Here is a 17,329-nt window from a genome sequence, read left to right on the forward strand (position 1 = left end):
GAATTAGTTGGAAGAAAACTACATCTTTGAACCCAAAGGCTGACGAGGAGGCTGTTGCGGCAAAAAAAAACAGATTGAAACATTGTTGGCAAGCAACAGAGAAGAAAACGAAGGCAAATATAGTGAAGCAATTCCCTTAGCAGAGCGTGTGTTGGCTATTCGTAAGCAAATACTAGGCGAAGAGCATCCCGATGTGGCAGGTAGCTTGAATAATCTAGCAGCACTATACAAGAGCCAGGGACGCTATGCAGATGCCGAACCCCTGTATCGCCAAGCTTTATCAATGAAAAAACGCTTGCTGGGCCAAGAGCATCCCGATGTGGCAAATAGCTTGAATAGTCTAGCAGAACTATACAACAGCCAGGGACGCTATGCAGATGCCGAACCCCTGTTTCGCCAAGCTTTATCAATGAGAAAACGCTTGCTGGGCCAAGAGCATCCCGATGTGGCAACTAGCTTGAATAATCTAGCAGCACTATACGAGAGCCAGGGACGCTACGCAGATGCCGAACCCCTGTTTCGCCAAGCTTTATCAATGAGAAAACGCTTGCTGGGCCAAGAGCATCCCGATGTGGCAACTAGCTTGAATAATCTAGCAGCACTATACGAGAGCCAGGGACGCTACGCAGATGCCGAACCCCTGTTTCGCCAAGCTTTATCAATGAGAAAACGCTTGCTGGGCCAAGAGCATCCCGATGTGGCAACTAGCTTGAATAATCTAGCAGCACTATACGAGAGCCAGGGACGCTACGCAGATGCCGAACCCCTGTTTCGCCAAGCTTTATCAATGAGAAAACGCTTGCTGGGCCAAGAGCATCCCGATGTGGCAACTAGCTTGAATAATCTAGCAGCACTATACAACAGCCAGGGACGCTACGCAGATGCCGAACCCCTGTATCGCCAAGCTTTATCAATGAATAAACGCTTGCTGGGCCAAGAGCATCCCGATGTGGCAACTAGCTTGAATAATCTAGCAGCACTATACAACAGCCAGGGACGCTACGCAGATGCCGAACCCCTGTATCGCCAAGCTTTATCAATGAATAAACGCTTACTGGGTGAAGAGCATCCCGATGTGGCAACTAGCTTGAATAATCTAGCAGCACTATACAACAGCCAGGGACGCTATGCAGATGCCGAACCCCTGTTTCGCCAAGCTTTATCAATGAAAAAACGCTTGCTGGGCGAAGAGCATCCATCTGTGGCAACTAGCTTGAATAATCTGGCAGCACTATACTGGGGACAAGGTGATATAAACCGTACTCTTGAGTTTTTCACACAAGGGCTAAAAGTTGAAGAACACAACCTAACTCTCAACCTGGCTGTAGGTTTCGAGCGACAGAAACGTGATTACATCAATACTATCTCTGCTACCACATATAGTAGCATTTCCCTACATCTAAATTCTGCCACTAAGAACCCCACAGCTACTACTTTAGCTCTGAATACGGTCTTACAGCGTAAAGGACGCATTTTAGATGTCCTCACCAATAACCAGCAAATTCTGCGTCAACGCCTTGACCCAGAAAGCCAAACTCTATTAACGAATCTAACAAACACCCAAAGTCAACTTGCCCATTTATTTTATAACCGACCAGAGACACTTCCTCTTGAACAGTATCGGACTCAAGTTTTCCAGCTTGAAACCAAGATAAAACAACTAGAAGACCAACTGAGTCGCCGCAGTGAAGAATTTCGTACTCAGTCCCAGCCTGTCACCATTGAAACTATTCAAAAATTAATTCCTGGTGATGCAGCTTTGGTGGAACTAGTCCAATATCAACCTTTTAATCCCAAAGCAGCACCGGATAAACGCTTTGGGAAACCTCGTTACGCGGTATACATCCTCTCGGCAAAAGGAGAAACTAAAGGTATTGACTTAGGCGATACTGAAACAATTCAAAAAACCATAGAATTATTCCGCGATGATTTGCGAGATCGAGGCACTGATATCACCCAAGTAAAACAATCGGCTCGTAACTTAGATAAAATCCTCATGCAGCCAGTACGCAAACTCTTGGGTAATACTCGCAAAATCCTACTTTCTCCAGACAGCGCTCTCAACCTCATTCCCTTTGAAGCACTGGTAGATGAAAATAACCGCTACCTAGTGGAAAACTATTCCTTCACTTACCTCACCTCTGGACGAGATTTGCTCAGACTACAAAACCATTCTCCCAGCCAACAGCCGCCAGTCATCATTGCTGACCCTGACTTTAATAAACCTGGTGAAATAGTTGCACGTCAACCTAATGCTAATAGTATTGATGCAAAAAATACCCGCTCTATTGACCTGTCGCAGAGAACATTTTCTCCTCTACCAGCTACTGCTAAAGAAGCCGAAGCAATTTCGATTCTCTTAAAAGTCAAGCTTTTAACAGGTGTTAAAGCTACAGAAGGTGCAGTCAAACAAGTTAAAAGCCCCAGGATTCTGCATATCGCCACGCATGGTTTTTTTGAAAATGCCCCAGCAAACAAAGAGAAAACCACACTTGATGATAATCCTCTATTACTATCAGGATTAGTTTTTGCTGGCTTAAAACCGCGTCAAAGTGGCGGCGAAGATGGCATTCTCACTGCACTGGAAACAACTGCACTAAATCTAGTCGGTACAAAACTAGTTGTACTATCTGCTTGCGATACAGGTTTGGGAAACATTTCTGCGGGTGAAGGCATTTATGGTTTACGTCGCGCTTTGGTAATTGCTGGCTCTGAAAGTCAAATGATTAGTTTGTGGAAAGTAGATGATGACGCTACTAAAGAGTTGATGGTTGCTTACTACAAAAAATTGCTAGACAATCAGGGGCGCAGTGAAGCACTACGCCAAACTCAATTAGAGATGTTAAAGGGTGAGAAGTATCAGCATCCCTACTTCTGGGCTGCGTTCATCCCTTCTGGTGATTGGAAACCGATGGGTAAGTGAGTTAGTTTTGCGAAGTTTGGCTATCCTTCCATATTATCGGCTCAACAAGAAATAGAGTGCGATCGCCATCGAGTTTTTTTGTATTGTATCCAAATCATTGGAAATTGCTCAAGATTGCGATCGTGATTTGGCAGATAACTAACAGGTGATTTTAGAATCATCGTACAGTCAGCCAATCGTCATTCATTGTTCCAGACTGATTCACTGGTAATAACGGCTACCCTACGGGTTCTGCGAAGCAGTACAGCCCTAGTTTTGTACCACGGAAATGCAAGACTTCAGAAATTATACAACTTTATTTTTTTTAGACTTAGGTAAATAGCAACGTAAATGCAAGCTTTACCAGCTTTGAAATTATACAACTTTTTTATATTTTTACAGCTTTGTAGAGGAATAATTCGGTTGAACAATAAATAATTCGATTCAACAATTCATAAAACGATTGAACAATAACCTCTAAGGGAGTACGATTGTACCAAGTAAAAGTGCGATCGCTTCCGGAGGTTATTTTTATGGTTAGGGGCAGAAGAGAATGGACAGAAGCGAAATATGAGCGATACATCAAAGAAGGTCGCGGTCGAGGAAGTGGTAAACATTATAAACCTTGGCTTACAATCCAAGATGTTCCTTCTAAAGGACGTGCCTCTAGAACTCCTGGCTGGAAAACAAATCGAGTACATCACTTCTTCTCAGACCATGAAAAACGTCTATTTTATTTGTTTGAGTGGTCAGATATAGTCACAGATATAAGAGAGCAATTTCCTTTAGACAATCTGGATCTAGCCACAGGGTAAGAGCATCTCAATCAGGCTTGACATAAGGAATCAGAAGAATCTAATCTATTGTTGATGAAACAACTGAGAACCTGAATTAAATAATTATTATCCATAGCGGCACGCTTCATTTTTTGACGGAGACTACGTTTGTAGGTCTGTTCACTGTTAAGGGCATTCAGTGCCAAGCGTCGTAAAAGGGCAAAATTTTCAGGGCTGTGAAAAGAACGAATGCAACAAGCATCTTCAGCAAAAGTACAATCGAGAGTCCAATGAGCCTGGTTTTCAATGCCCCAGTGTTTTCGGATAGCTCGACCGATAATTTGAGCATCACTGTTTAAAGAAGTGAGATAAAACTGAACCTCACGAGTAGTTTTATTCCAAAGATGACGAACACGGATGACCATAACTAGGGATTGCAAACCTGCCCATAATTTTGGTTGATAAAGCTCGCCAATAGCAGCAACGGGTACAGTCCAAACTTCACGAATTTCTCTGCGATGATGTGCTTTTTCAATCCGTTTGTCATAACTAGGTCATAAGAACCTCTAATTGTCTTTCCATCTATGGGGATAATTTCTCCTGCCCTGAGCGTTACCAGTGTTTCTACCCATCTCAAAAAACATCGATTCAATGCTTCTGGATCAATGAACTCAAACACTCGTCGAAATGTATCATCTGAGGGAATGCCGTTTGGTAAAGCCAAAAACTCTTCTAACCACGCTTGCTTGCTGATGCCATAATTCTCGATGTCTTCCCACCCTTGTGCTCCAGCGATGATTGCTAAAATTGCAATTACTAAGATATCTGTAAGTTGATGTTTCTTTGTCCGCTCTACTCTTGGGTCTTTGATATCCGAGAAATGCTCAACTAGACTCTGTTGAATACTTCCGATGTCTGCTATTTCTCTTGACTTTTGCTGACGACGAGTATTTTTGGCAGTATCAGTAGATTTAGTTTCAAAGCCCTCTGACATCGACTTGACTCCAAGCGATTTTTTACGACAGCATTGAATTCATCTCATTGATCTTGCTCGGTCGTCAAGTCCATTGTTTACACATTCGTCTATGATTGTTCTTCTTTGATTTGTCAAGTTTTCTTTATACCAAATTAGATGAGCTTACCCTGAGCAATTGATTTGACTGCACCATGTTTGTAACTAATTGTTAACTATGCCCAGTTAATGTATTGCAATGTTGTGAAAAAGATGTGGACGAAATATGTCAATGATGTGACTTTTACAAAAAAGCTGAATTTTGCAGTCGCAAGTATAGAGCAGAAAATGGAGAAAAAACTTCTATGTTGTCCAGAATTATCAATAGCAATTTGTAGTTTTTGATACGGTTTTTTAGAATATCTGATGAGTAATTGATAAAAATTATTTGAATAATAACGCCATACCCGCAAATTTACGGTAAAGTATTTGGTAACTTTACCTTCTCGCTGTCGAGAATAAAGACCGTGATTTTGCGGTCAATTATATTTTATTCTGTCAGTAGGATGCCTGATATTTTTAAGGACTTGGATGTTAACCATGAAATTGAAATTATTTGGTCAAGGGTTGATAGGGATGGCAATCATTTCTGGGACAGCAGCCAGTATGATTGCAACGATCGCCCAGCCCAGTTATGCAGGAGGTACTATATTTAAATGCGAAAAGCGTAAGGGTATCCCAACGACAGTAGCGCAAACCCAAGATGGGCGGAAAGTACCGATGATTCAGTGGTCATCCCAAGATTACTTTCCCAAACAGTGGAATTCGGAACGTCGTTGTTATGAAGTGTCGCGGCGATTTCAAAGAAGCTATGATAACGGCAAGCTTAAATTTATTAAAACTGGCACGTTGAGGGGCGAACCTGTAGTTTGTGCAGCCGCAAATCAGAGTGCGCCTTGTACAGATAGTTCTTTGTTATTTACACTCAAACGCGGTAGTAATGCAAAAGCAACCTTAACCAGATTAATGAATCGTCGGGGTTTGGTAGCTGGTAATGTACTCAATGAAAGTGGCGGAGATTCATTAAATATTGATTTTGATACTTATTTGAATCAGTCGAGCAATGAACCAAATGAACTAAATGAACCAAATAGCAACACTCATCACAATATTAATGAATAATGTTGCGATCGCTCGCAGACAATTTTAGATTTTAGATGGCAAATTGCTATCTCGGTCTGGTTTCTACCAATTTATCTGTCGCCATCTTTTTTCATTGGGATCATTTAAAATCTAAAATTTTTGGACATGAAATTTCATCGGTTGATACTGGTTGTCTGCTTTAGCAGTATCTCCTTGGCACTGTCGGCATCTGTACCAGTTGTCAGTGTTTCTGCACCATCTTATAGTGCAAAGTCGATCACTGTTAAGGTCTTGTCTCAAGACTTTTTAGGATCGGGTATTTTGTTGCGGCAACATCGTGCAGTTTATACAGTGCTAACTAATGCGCATGTAATTCAAGCTGGCGACCCCCCGTATCGCGTACAAACTCCTGATGGTAAGATTTACACAGCTAATTTACCTCAACGCTTAAGCTTTGGGAAAAACGACTTGGCTGTGTTGCAATTTCAAAGTGCAGACAGTATGTATGCAGTTGCATCTTTTGGTTCATCCCCAACTGTGGGCGATGATGTTTTTACGGCCGGGTTTCCGGCGGCGGAAGATGCAGGTAAAAAACAACGCTTTGCATTTACCTCCGGGAAAGTGGCGTTAGTGTTAGGCAAACCGCTAGAAGGTGGTTATCAGCTAGGTTTCACTAATAGTATTAAAAACGGTATGAGTGGTGGCCCTTTGTTAAACAGCCAAGGTCAAGTTATTGGCATCAATGGAATGCAGGCTTATCCTCTGTGGGATGCACCGTCAGTATTTGTGGATGGTTCCAAAGCAGATGAAAGGCTACATCAAAGAATTATTCGCTTAAGTTGGGCTGTCCCGATATCAAAAGTGATACAAAAAATGCCAAATGCCGGAAATACCAAGGTTGAGACTGTATTTAATCAAACTGATTAGGATTTGTTTAATTGACTGTCTGTGTTTGAGTTAGTTGAAATTGGTATCAAATTATGAGAGTTGATCGTGGCTTAACAACAGCAATTATCGGTGTAGCGATCGCCTTTACGCAACCAGAAATTGCTCGACCTTTAACTGCTCAAGATGTGACTAATCTGGCTAAAGATATTACTGTCATGATTAGTGGCCCTAAATTAGGGTCAGGAGTAATTATTTATCGCCAAGATAAAACCTATAGTGTATTAACTAACTGGCACGTTGTGGATGAGTCAGGCACATACACCATCCAAACACGAGATAACACTAAATATCAAGTTTCATCTTCAGCAATTACCCGCGTCCCAGAGGCTGATTTAGCAATTGTGCAATTTAACAGTGATAAAGTTCACAATGTAGCTCTCATTGGTAATTCTGATGCGACAAAAGAAGGTACAACAGTATATGTATCTGGCGCACCAGAACCTTTAAATGGCATTGAAAACCGCACTGTCTTAGTACCAACCGGACAAATTGTCGGGACTAACTCACAACCAAAAGATGGTTATTCATTAATTTATAACAATACAACTTATCGCGGGATGAGTGGTGGCCCGGTGCTAGATGATGATGGGCGCGTAGTTGGCATCCACGGACAAGGTGCTAGGGATACCGTGGGGGGTGAAAAAGTTGGTTTTAACTTAGGAATTCCGATCAAAATCTTTATCAATTCTAAAGCCGTTGGCACTTTAAAATTAGCAATACCAACTACTAATACAAGCGATAAACCTCCATCTGGCAACATTCCGACTATTGGTAGACCTAGTGTGATCAATGGTTCTGGCGGTGCGACAAATGCTTGTCCTGGTAGAGTTTGCTAAATCTCCATCGGTTTACATCTTAAGTAAAATGAGAAAGTTTTTAACATCAAGTCTTTTTACTGTATTACTAATACCAGCATTTTTTAACTTTTATGATGGTAGAGCGATCGCGCAAACCACAATTGATGAAGATAAACTCAATACTGTTGATGGTATGCCTTGGGCTGCTAAAGGTTTGCCTTTTAGCAAACTCGTGAATATTCAAGATACACTTGTCAATTCTGCTTTAGGTAAAGCTGTCATCGATATTCACGGTGAAGACCCTTTAAGCAGTTTAATTAAAAGCCCTTTTAGTGGCCCCCGTCCTGGCAGGTTTATTATTGTTTCTCTGTGGGGGAGTAAAATTGAAGGCTGCTTTGCCCAAATTGTGGTTCAGTCAGCACCCGCGAGTGGCGAAGCAAAATTAGAAGAACTTGCACCTAAAACTATAGAATTAGGCATTGATGGTCAAGTTCTGCAATTAACGCCTAGCCCTAATAGTAAAGTCAAAGGTTTTTCTGGCAAATACACATATACCGAATATGAAAATAATACAGAAATACCTCATGACAGCACTTGGTATATGACAGATACTTTATTTGCCATTAATGCCAATGCCGCAAATATTTTACGCAAAGCCACACCAAAAGAAATCCGCGCGCGTTTAACCTTTGCAAATGGCTATACTAAAGTATTCCCCATTGGTAAAGGTACTGTTAAACAATGGCAAGAAGCATACAGTTTTAATAGTGCTTGTAGTGCGCCTAGTCAGCCTTAAGAAAAGTCAAAAGGTAAAAGGTAAAATTTAGAATTAAGAATGTTGATAACGCACCATTAAATATGGTGCGTTACGGCTATTTATGGATGTTTTAATTTAAGATTTAGTATTAGTGATAGCTTCTGGGGAAGTAGATTTTAGGCGAGTGGCGGTGCTTTTGCGGATGCGCTCGCTTTTTCGTACTCCACCAGCCATTTCATATTCGTTGCTGTCTTTACCGTATTTTACCGCAACTGCTAGCAGCATTTTTTCGCATAGAGCGCTTAAGTTTTTTTCTAGCTGTTCAATATCAGTTCTGGAAGCGTTAATCATCGCTAGAGCAGTGTTATGAGTATCTAGTTTGGCACTTAACTGCTCAATTTGTTGTATCATATTTTGCAAGCTATTATTATCGCCAAAATCTATATTTGGATCAATAGCTTTGAGTCCCGAAGCTCTGAGTTGAGCCTTTGCCAGCACGCTAGATGAACGTTTTATTGCAGCCATTAATTCACTCCGATAACCTTTATAGTTAAAACTTACGCACAAAGTTTGTTTATAGAGACTGGGTTAATGGGTGTCGGGTGTAGGGGTGTAAGGGTTTTGGATACATACACCCTTGCCCCCTTCTCCAAACCCTTGATTTTTCGTTGTCATGCGTAAGTTCTGATAGTATTAGCTTGTCTCAAATAATCTCTAATTAGGCTCAGGGTAAATCACATAAAAATGTGTTTTTTAAGACAAGAAATTTTGTTGAATTATGTAATAATCATTAAGCGATTATTGGCTTGAATCTATCAAGAAAAACGTAACTGCTAGTGGCTAAGTGTCATATCTCAGCATAAAGAATTAACTCGTTGCTTACAAACCCGTTGAGGTGATCTATAAATGAGGTCTGATTAATAACAAACCTCAAGTGGTTGGTCACAAATGCGTTGGGTTTGTCTATGGATGAGGTCTGGTTAATAACAAACCTCAAGCCGTTGGTCACAAATGCGTTGAGTTTCTCTATGGATGAGGTCTGGTTAATAACAAACCTCAAGTGGTTGGTCACAAATGCGTTGAGGTTATCTATGGATAAGGTCTGGTTAATAACAAAGCTCAAGTGGTTGGTCACAAATGCGTTGAGGTTGTCTATGGATGAGGTCTCCTTGGTTATGAAAGCAAAGCGTAATTGCATTTTTGATAGGTGCGTGAGCGATCGCAGTTACCATATAGTTTGAACAGCATACTGTTTGATGACAACACTAGCCCAATAGGCGATCGTACATCAGTAAACAATGGAATATAGCTGTTAAAATCAGCATAATGGTGTAAATGTGCAGCAAACACCCCATAAAAACAAATGCCAGCCATTGTTAAAGTACAACTTTCCTTAGAAGCTTTAGCAGAAGCAATATCTTCTCTTGATTTAAAAGAAAAACGCCAACTTCAAGAGCTAATTGAACAACAAATTTTTGAAGCTGAAGAAGCATTGTATGAAGACGATGCAGATACAGAGGCAGAAATTGAAGCAGTTCGTGTTGAGTATAGAAATGGTGAGTTGATAACTTTAAATCTGCTTAAAAGAAATGCGCTCCAGTAGAGTTTTTTATGGTAAAGATAAATATGAACACCGCCAAACTCAGCACTGATGGCACTCACCAAGTCGTGATTTTGCCGGAAGATTTTCAACTTACTGGCAAAGAAGTCTATATCAAAAAAATTGGTAACGCTATTGTTCTCATTGGCAAAGATAACCTAGAACGGCAAAATAAACTAGAGTAGGTTTGTAATGATTGAAACAGGCGTAAATACGTAAATCAAAATTTTCAATAATAACGAATTTACTAGGTTTGAATTTTTACTCTAGCTAACTTTGCCACTCTAGAAGATAACCCTTGGCAATCTCTCATCGAGAGTTTAGACAATTTCTCCGATGATTTCATGGCTACTAGAAATCAGCCACCACTCGACACCAAAGAAATTAAAGTAACAAACTGATAACTGTTAACTGATAACTGACAACTGTTAACTCACCGCCACCATCGTGCCACATCTACAATTGCGCGGGCAACTTCTGCCGTTGCTGCTTCACCACCTAATGCAAAGATAACGGGAAATAATGTCTTAATATCTGATATTAACTTAGGGCGAGTGCGAAGGGATAAGTAATGAAGTGTCTCTTGCCAAAGAGGGAAAAGTTCGGCAGGTGGCATTTGTGGCAGTTTGTCAGCTAATGCACTCAGGGCAGAGGCGCGAGAACTCTCAGACTGAATTGCCCTAGCGGCTGCCAGTGCATCTTTTAACAACTCAGGTGGCAGTTTGTCAGCTAATGCTCTCAGGACATAGGCGCGAGAACTCTCATCCTGAATTGCCCTAGCGGCTGCCAGTGCATCTTTTAACACCTCTGGCAGTTTGTCAGCTAATGCTCTCAGGACATAGGCGCGATACCTCTCATCCTGAATTGCCCTAGCGGCTGCCAGTGCATCTTTTAACACCTCTGGCAGTTTGTCAGCTAATGCACTCAGGGCAGAGGCGCGAGAACTCTCATCCTGAATTGCCCTAGCGGCTGCCAGTGCATCTTTTAACAACTCAGGTGGCAGTTTGTCAGCTAATGCACTCAGGACATAGGCGCGATACCTCTCATCCTGAATTGCCCTAGCGGCTGCCAGTGCATCTTTTAACAACTCAGGTGGCAGTTTGTCAGCTAATGCTCTCAGGGCAGAGGCGCGATACCTCTCATCCTGAATTGCCCTAGCGGCTGCCAGTGCATCTTTTAACACCTCTGGCAGTTTGTCAGCTAATGCACTCAGGGCAGAGGCGCGAGAACTCTCATCCTGAATTGCCCTAGCGGCTGCCAGTGCATCTTTTAACACCTCTGGCAGTTTGTCAGCTAATGCACTCAGGGCATCGGCGCGATAATACTCAGACTCAATTGCCCTAGCTGCTGCCAGTGCATCTTTTAACAACTCAGGTGGCAGTTTGTCAGCTAATGCACTCAGGGCATCGGCGCGATACTCCTCAGACTGAATTGCCCTAGCTGCTGCCAGTGCTTCTGATAGTGCTAGTTTTTTTAAATTTGGCGGCAAATAGTTGACTAACTCTGCCAGGGCTTTGACTTTCTCTTGTAGTTCTGGTTTTTGCAAGGCATAAGCTAGCCCTTGTTCAGCAGTCCAAAGCTTGTTTTTAACCAACGCCACCAGCAATTTTTCTGGTAAATTAGCTGCCAAACTATTAAGAGAAGACGTAATCAAACCATAGCGACACTGCAAACCTACGACTTGTGGCAAAGTTGATTCAGTCCAATTCTTTTCGATTAATTCCCAAGCGCGAGATATATCTGTGATATAACCTCCCGTTTGCGCTAATTGTTCCCGCACTTCATACCAGCCATTGTTGCCCGTTGCCGACTCCTCTCGCAATAACTGGTGAATGTCTTCTACTAGTCCAGTCTTTTCTAAATGCCAAACTAAATGCTGATGAATGTAATTATCATTGGGCAAGGTATGCCATAAATTATGTTGGGTTTTCTGCCGATATTTTTCTAAGAAAGCAGCGTGAGCATCAGCAAGGTTGAAACCTAACCCTGGCAAATCACCTGTTCGCTTTGGTTCTGGGGGAGCAGTTAACAAATTACAGGCTAAGTCGTGAAATAAGTCATGTAGGCGATAGGTAGGCGTACCATCAGCAAGGGGTACTCCTTCTAATAGCAATGCTTTATTCCGTAAATATTGCAATGAGTCAAAAGCATCGCGCTGATCATCCATATTCCAAAGTGTTGCTGCGATTTGGGAAGTAATGCTGACATCTTCAGGTAACACCCCAAGCCAAGTAAAATTTTGTCTTTCCTCTTCTGGCAATACCTTGATACTCAAATTTAATGATGCGGTGAGGCTGAGGCGTTTTAAGCTGGCTTCATCAGTAGCATCTCTAGCTCCAGCAAGGTTAAATGTTTTTAATCGGGCAATTTCTTGCTGAATATCTTTTAAAAAGACTGCCCAAGACAATATACCACTTGCAACCTGAACAGCTGCTAATTCCAATGCCAAAGGAAGATAACCAACTGCTTTGGCTAAATTTTCTGCTGAGTGACGCTCTTCGCCGATAATGTCACGTTCTAGTCTTTTCTTCAGCAGTTCCATCGCCTGGGCTGGTTTCATCACATCCAAATTATAAAGCCTAGCTCCCAGAGCATTTGCGATCGCCCCTTCACGAGTTGTTACTAAAACCTGACAACGCGTACCACCAACATTAAAAGCTTGGGCATCTTGCGTATTCCACGCATCATCCACCACCAGCAGCACAGCTTTGTCATAAAGCAGCGTCCGTAAATGGGTTGAAGTGGCTTCTATACTAGTAGGTTTAAAGCTGTAATCTTTTAAAGCCTGCACCCAACCACTCAGCAAAGACAGCACATCAGGTTGTTGACCTAATGTTGACCACAAAATACCGTCACAAAACCGAGTTTGGATTTTTGCATCATGGGCTAAAGCTGCGGCTAAGGTAGATTTACCCACAGAACCCAAACCGTGAATTGCAGTAATCACCAAAGTGCGATTATCTTCTGTGCAGAGACGTTTCTTTAAATCATCGCTGTATTCTGGGCGTTCTACAAAGTGTGTGGGTAAGGGTGGCGCTTGAAATATTGCCAGTTTAGTTTGGGGTGCAACAGCAACATCCTCATCTTGAGTTCTAGATTTATTTGGTCTGTTTTTTTCCCACACCTCATCAAACTGTTTAAGATTCTTTTCTCTATCCCTCGACCATAGCTTTAGAGTAAAGTGCCAATCATCAGAACCCTTGGTTTGAATACGGTTATCTTCCAGAATTTTGACAAAATCTTTGAGTAAGTTCAGTGCTTCTCGAATTTGCGTTTTAGTTAACTTACCGGGATGTTCGTCTTTTTGCGTCAGCAATTCCAAAGTTACCAGAGTTGTTTTTATCGTCAGCTTGGGGTTAACGTTGTCTTCTTCTTTCCAGTCGTACTCAATCTTCAAGTTATCTTTTTCAACTTCCCCAGCCGCAAAACAAAGCAACGCCGCTAACAGACGCTTGACTCGCTTTTGAATTGCCGGGCCGTAAGTTGTTTTTGGCATTGCAACCGTCAAGTTAACCAGAAAGTTTGGGGCTACCCCAAGTTAAAACTACTACCCCAAATTGATTGAATCCTGATTTTATAGCATTTTCGGCGAGTTTGGGGTGTTTGCTTAAGGACACGACCCCAAAGCGAACCTGTATCTATCAAATCTTTGGGGTACAAACTCATGCAACGCAAGGGTCAAGATATTATCGGTAAAACTATTGCTTTGTTGTTGGCAATGCAACTATTTTTAATTGGCTTACAAGCTAAAGTCCGCATTGACCAAGGCAACTCATCTCTTGAGGCGTTAATGTGGATGATTCAACAGTATATCCCGGTATTGGTTAAAATTCGCAGTTTGCAAAGTAACAAATCAACTACAGAGAACACGGAGGAATAAAAGTTAGTTTTCTTGTAGAGTGGGCATCTTGCCCGCCCTAAATGCGGGACGGGTGAGGACACCCATCCCACAAGATGAAATTAGGATTACTCTGCCCCTTCGATGGGTGCAAAGCCTTGGCGTTGGATATTTTCTGTAATTGTGCGCGGTTCTAAGAACTGTAGCAAGTAGTCAGGGCCGCCTGCTTTGGAACCTACGCCAGAAAGTTTGAAGCCGCCGAAGGGTTGCCGAGCGACGATCGCACCTGTAATATTTCTATTAATGTACAAGTTGCCGACTTCAAATTCTTCCTGCGCCTGTTGAATATGGGAAGGTGTGCGCGAATACAAACCGCCAGTTAAGGCGTAATTTGTCCCGTTAGCAACTTGCAATGCTTCAGCAAAATCTTTCACCTTAATTACAGCTAACACAGGGCCGAAGATTTCTTGTTGGGCAATAATCCCATCGGCTGGCACTTCACTGAAAATCACCGGGCCAATAAAATAACCTTGGGCTGGCGATGGTAACTCTAGGGCTAATTTTGCTTCTGCCTTACCTTTTTCAATATACTCGCGGATGCGATCGCGGGCGTTAGCATCAATCACAGGCCCTACTTGGGTACTAGGTAACTCAGCTTCCCCAATATTCAAAGATTTTGTCGCCTCAACCAACCTCGCCACAAAAGTATCGTAGATTGATTCCACAACTATCACCCGCGAACAAGCCGAGCATTTCTGCCCACTGTAACCAAAGGCTGACTGTACAACCCCCACAACAGCTTGGTCTAAATCAGCACTTTCATCAACGATGATGGCATTCTTCCCGCCCATCTCCGCAATTACTCGTTTCATGTGCCTTTGCAATGGCTTCAAAGTTGCCGCCTCTGCGTATATCCGACAACCCACTTCTTGAGAACCAGTAAAAGCAATTACATGAGTATCGGGGTGACTTACCAAATACGCCCCAACTTGGGAACCCTTACCGGGAACGTATTGAAAAACACCCTGGGGAATCCCCGCCTCAATTAATATTTCTGTGAGTTTGGCAGTAATAATTGACGATGTTTCCGCAGGTTTGAGCAGCGTACAATTACCCGTAACCAAAGCAGCCACAGTCATTCCACAAGCGATCGCCAACGGGAAATTCCACGGCGAAATTACCACCGCAATTCCCCGTGGCTGGTAGATATAACGATTAGTTTCTCCAGGTACGTCATAATTAATACCTTGTTCCAACCGTTCCATCTCATCAGCGTAGTAACGACAAAAATCTATCGCCTCCGAAACCTCTGCGTCAGCTTCCTTAACAGGCTTACCCACCTCTAACACTATCAAAGCCGACAATTCCGCCCGACGTTGTTCCAACAAATCCCCCGCCTTGCGTAAAATATCCGCCCGTTGCTTCACAGGCGTTTTCTTCCACCCAGGAAACGCCGCCTTCGCCGCCTGCATCGCCTGTTCGGCCTGTTCCACACTAATCAACCCAACCTTACCAATCACCTGACTGTAATTAGAAGGATTAACCGAATCAATCACCTCCAGAGTATTCACATACTCCCCATTAATCAACGGTAGATAACTCTTCCCAAACTCCCGACGCACACCCTCAAAAGCCTGCGCCGCCTTTTTCCTTCTCTCCTCCTCAGCATAATCACTATCCGCCGCACCAACAAAATTTGCGCCTTCTTCTTTGCGACTTTGCGCCTTTGCGCGAGACAAATCAATATCGGGAGGTGCAAGCAGTTCCTCCACAGGCCGATTCTCCAAATTCTGCCGCAAAAACGAACTATTCGCCGTATTCTCCAACAACCGCCGAATCAGATACGCCATCCCCGGTAACAATTCCCCGTAAGGACAATAAACCCTCACCCGATAACCCTGATCCACCAAAGCCTTCGCCAGCTTATCCCCCATTCCATACAACACTTGCATTTCAAAACAACGACGGGGAACCTGCAAACTTTCCGCTATAGCAATTGCCCGTGCTTGCGATCGCACATTATGACTACCTATGGCAGCATAGACATATTGATGATTTTCTAACAACAACTGAGTTATCGTTTCAAAATTCGCATCTGTCGCCACCTTGTCATTGTAAACAGGTTGCGGCCAATGCTTCTGGGCTGCTTTAATAGTTTCCTGATCCCAATACGCACCCTTCACCAAACGAATAGTTAACGGATAACCGCGCTGTTTCAACCAAGCAATCACGTTTCTGGCATCTTGCTCACTGTCACGCAAGTATGCTTGGATAGTCACGCCGATATCTGTGCGTTGGCGAAACTCATCTTCTAACAATAACTTTTGCAAAATATTCAGCGTTAAATCTTTATAGGCGTACTGTTCCATATCAAAATGAATAGCTGCGCCTAACTCTTTGGCATAACGTAATAAATTACGAATGCGATCGCTAACTCTTTCCTCACTACCTTTAGCATCTAAAGGGTCAAATTGCGAATAAAACGCCGTTAATTTTACAGAAACTTGGACTTTTGGCAACCTTTCGCCATCCGCTTCATCAATTGCGGGAATATGATTCCAATTTTTCGATGCTTCTACCAACTGGGCAATTAATTCTTGATAGCGTTCTAGATAAGACTGCGCCTCTACTTCTGTAATTACCGCCTCACCAAGCAAATCAATTGTGAACGCCATTTTTTCTTTCCGCAGGCGTTCAACTGTTTTGATAACTTGTTTAATATTTTCGCCAGAAATATATTTATGTGCTAATGTTTCCACTGCCGTTGAGACAGTTGTTGCCGCCACTTGTCCCGGCATCGAATCAGGGTTAGCAAAATTTAACATCCCCTTGAGGGCAGCTGGCAATTCAACAGTTTCATCGCCTAAATATTCTTGTAAATGCGCGGCAATTTCTGGCTTACTGCGTAACGCTGGCAGAGTATCAATAAAGCGAAAAAGTTGCACCCGTAAACCCGGATTACTCATTGCCCAAGCGAGTAGTTTATCATCCCAGCGCATCTGGTCACGCAAGGAAGCTAAAAACGAGCGATTTTCTTGGGTAGAGCTTAACAGTTGTTTAGCAATTTCCTGGGTTTTAGGTTCGTAGATGCTGGTTTGTACTTGTAATACCACAGATAATAATCTCCTTAATTTAGTGCATAACTGTTTGTGGACAGTCCGCGTCTTCTATTGTGACTCTTGAATTTTGCTTGTAGCAAAGTGCTGAGTGCTTAATCAAGGCTGTTTTAACTTATGTGGCTACAGGTAGACAAATCGCAATCACCCACCAACTGCCCTGTCAATCCTACGGATTAAATTAGTTGTTGGTCAGTTCGTCATCGCCCCGCAGGTTTTTGCTAAAAATTAAAGCTCCCAAATTGTAACCAATTTGGGAGCCAAAAATTTTAAGTTCACCGCAACGCCGTTTTACCTAAGTTTATGACCTGGTTAAACCAGGTGGGAAGTGATGTTGCTCGTTTAAAGTTTCCGGGTACATGCCCGGTCTACTGCCACGAGAACGAATTAGTTCCCTTTTCTTTAAAGACATAGATCAAAAAACTTGATGGCAGTCACCAACGTCGCAGTGCAACTAATTCATTATAGCTGTCTCAAACAGCTTGTGTAGCCAATATAAA

11 protein-coding genes, 1 other RNA gene and 3 pseudogenes are annotated in these 17,329 nt (G+C 42.6%); 10 read left to right on the forward strand and 5 right to left on the reverse strand.

Annotation, left to right across the window (positions count from 1 at the left end; all coding sequences use genetic code 11):
* The 3 genes and pseudogenes from H6G69_RS34230 to H6G69_RS30445 form a co-directional block, all read left to right on the forward strand.
* Positions 1–112 (forward strand): annotated as a pseudogene (locus H6G69_RS34230) (IS630 family transposase); the annotation flags it as partial.
* On the forward strand, positions 86–2,923 hold the full coding sequence (locus H6G69_RS34730; RefSeq protein WP_397327044.1) for a tetratricopeptide repeat protein: 2,838 nt from the start codon (positions 86–88) through the stop codon (positions 2,921–2,923). The pseudogene H6G69_RS34230 and the gene H6G69_RS34730, both read left to right, overlap by 27 nt.
* A 512-nt stretch (positions 2,924–3,435) precedes the next feature.
* The gene (locus tag H6G69_RS30445; protein WP_242072245.1) at positions 3,436–3,717 is read left to right on the forward strand and encodes a hypothetical protein; all 282 of its coding nucleotides are present in this window, start codon (positions 3,436–3,438) and stop codon (positions 3,715–3,717) included.
* An 11-nt stretch (positions 3,718–3,728) separates the two neighbouring features.
* On the opposite strand, the pseudogene H6G69_RS30450 reads toward H6G69_RS30445, so the two are convergent.
* Positions 3,729–4,672, reverse strand: a pseudogene (locus H6G69_RS30450) (ISAs1 family transposase).
* A 558-nt stretch (positions 4,673–5,230) separates the two neighbouring features.
* On the opposite strand from H6G69_RS30450, the gene H6G69_RS30455 reads away from it, so the two are divergent.
* From H6G69_RS30455 to H6G69_RS30470, 4 genes are all read left to right on the forward strand, one after another.
* Positions 5,231–5,812, forward strand: coding sequence for a COP23 domain-containing protein (locus tag H6G69_RS30455; RefSeq protein WP_190692951.1), 582 nt, complete (start codon positions 5,231–5,233; stop codon positions 5,810–5,812).
* A gap of 126 nt (positions 5,813–5,938) precedes the next feature.
* Complete coding sequence (locus H6G69_RS30460) at positions 5,939–6,700, forward strand: serine protease (RefSeq protein WP_190692953.1); 762 nt, start codon at positions 5,939–5,941, stop codon at positions 6,698–6,700.
* 53 nt (positions 6,701–6,753) lie between these two features.
* Positions 6,754–7,557 carry a serine protease gene (locus H6G69_RS30465; protein ID WP_190692954.1) on the forward strand — a complete coding sequence of 268 codons (804 nt, stop codon included), beginning with the start codon at positions 6,754–6,756 and terminating at the stop codon, positions 7,555–7,557.
* A gap of 28 nt (positions 7,558–7,585) precedes the next feature.
* Positions 7,586–8,314 (forward strand): hypothetical protein, encoded by a 729-nt coding sequence (locus H6G69_RS30470; protein WP_190693010.1) that lies wholly within the window; start codon positions 7,586–7,588, stop codon positions 8,312–8,314.
* Between the two features lie 96 nt (positions 8,315–8,410).
* Here H6G69_RS30470 and H6G69_RS30475 read toward each other — a convergent pair whose 3' ends face one another.
* Positions 8,411–8,800, reverse strand: coding sequence for a hypothetical protein (locus H6G69_RS30475; protein WP_190692956.1), 390 nt, complete (start codon positions 8,798–8,800; stop codon positions 8,411–8,413).
* Positions 8,801–9,638: 838 nt separating this feature from the next.
* On the opposite strand from H6G69_RS30475, the gene H6G69_RS30480 reads away from it, so the two are divergent.
* Positions 9,639–9,878, forward strand: coding sequence for a hypothetical protein (locus H6G69_RS30480; RefSeq protein WP_190692958.1), 240 nt, complete (start codon positions 9,639–9,641; stop codon positions 9,876–9,878).
* A 23-nt stretch (positions 9,879–9,901) separates the two neighbouring features.
* Positions 9,902–10,033: pseudogene (locus H6G69_RS30485) on the forward strand (antitoxin); the annotation flags it as partial.
* 275 nt (positions 10,034–10,308) lie between these two features.
* On the opposite strand, the gene H6G69_RS30490 reads toward H6G69_RS30485, so the two are convergent.
* The gene (locus tag H6G69_RS30490) at positions 10,309–13,371 is read right to left on the reverse strand and encodes an NB-ARC domain-containing protein (protein WP_190692959.1); all 3,063 of its coding nucleotides are present in this window, start codon (positions 13,369–13,371) and stop codon (positions 10,309–10,311) included.
* A gap of 168 nt (positions 13,372–13,539) precedes the next feature.
* Between H6G69_RS30490 and H6G69_RS30495 the strand changes: the two genes are divergently transcribed.
* Positions 13,540–13,755, forward strand: a complete 216-nt coding sequence (locus H6G69_RS30495; RefSeq protein ID WP_190692961.1) for a hypothetical protein — start codon at positions 13,540–13,542, stop codon at positions 13,753–13,755.
* Positions 13,756–13,841: 86 nt separating this feature from the next.
* On the opposite strand, the gene pruA is transcribed toward H6G69_RS30495, so the two are convergent.
* Positions 13,842–16,826 carry an L-glutamate gamma-semialdehyde dehydrogenase gene (gene pruA / locus H6G69_RS30500; protein ID WP_190692963.1) on the reverse strand — a complete coding sequence of 995 codons (2,985 nt, stop codon included), beginning with the start codon at positions 16,824–16,826 and terminating at the stop codon, positions 13,842–13,844.
* Between the two features lie 274 nt (positions 16,827–17,100).
* Positions 17,101–17,284, reverse strand: a non-coding RNA gene (gene ssrS / locus H6G69_RS30505) — 6S RNA.
* Positions 17,285–17,329 lie beyond the last annotated feature (45 nt).

The sequence above is a fragment of the Nostoc sp. FACHB-110 genome (assembly GCF_014697425.1).
Classification (GTDB): Bacteria; Cyanobacteriota; Cyanobacteriia; order Cyanobacteriales; family Nostocaceae; genus Nostoc_B.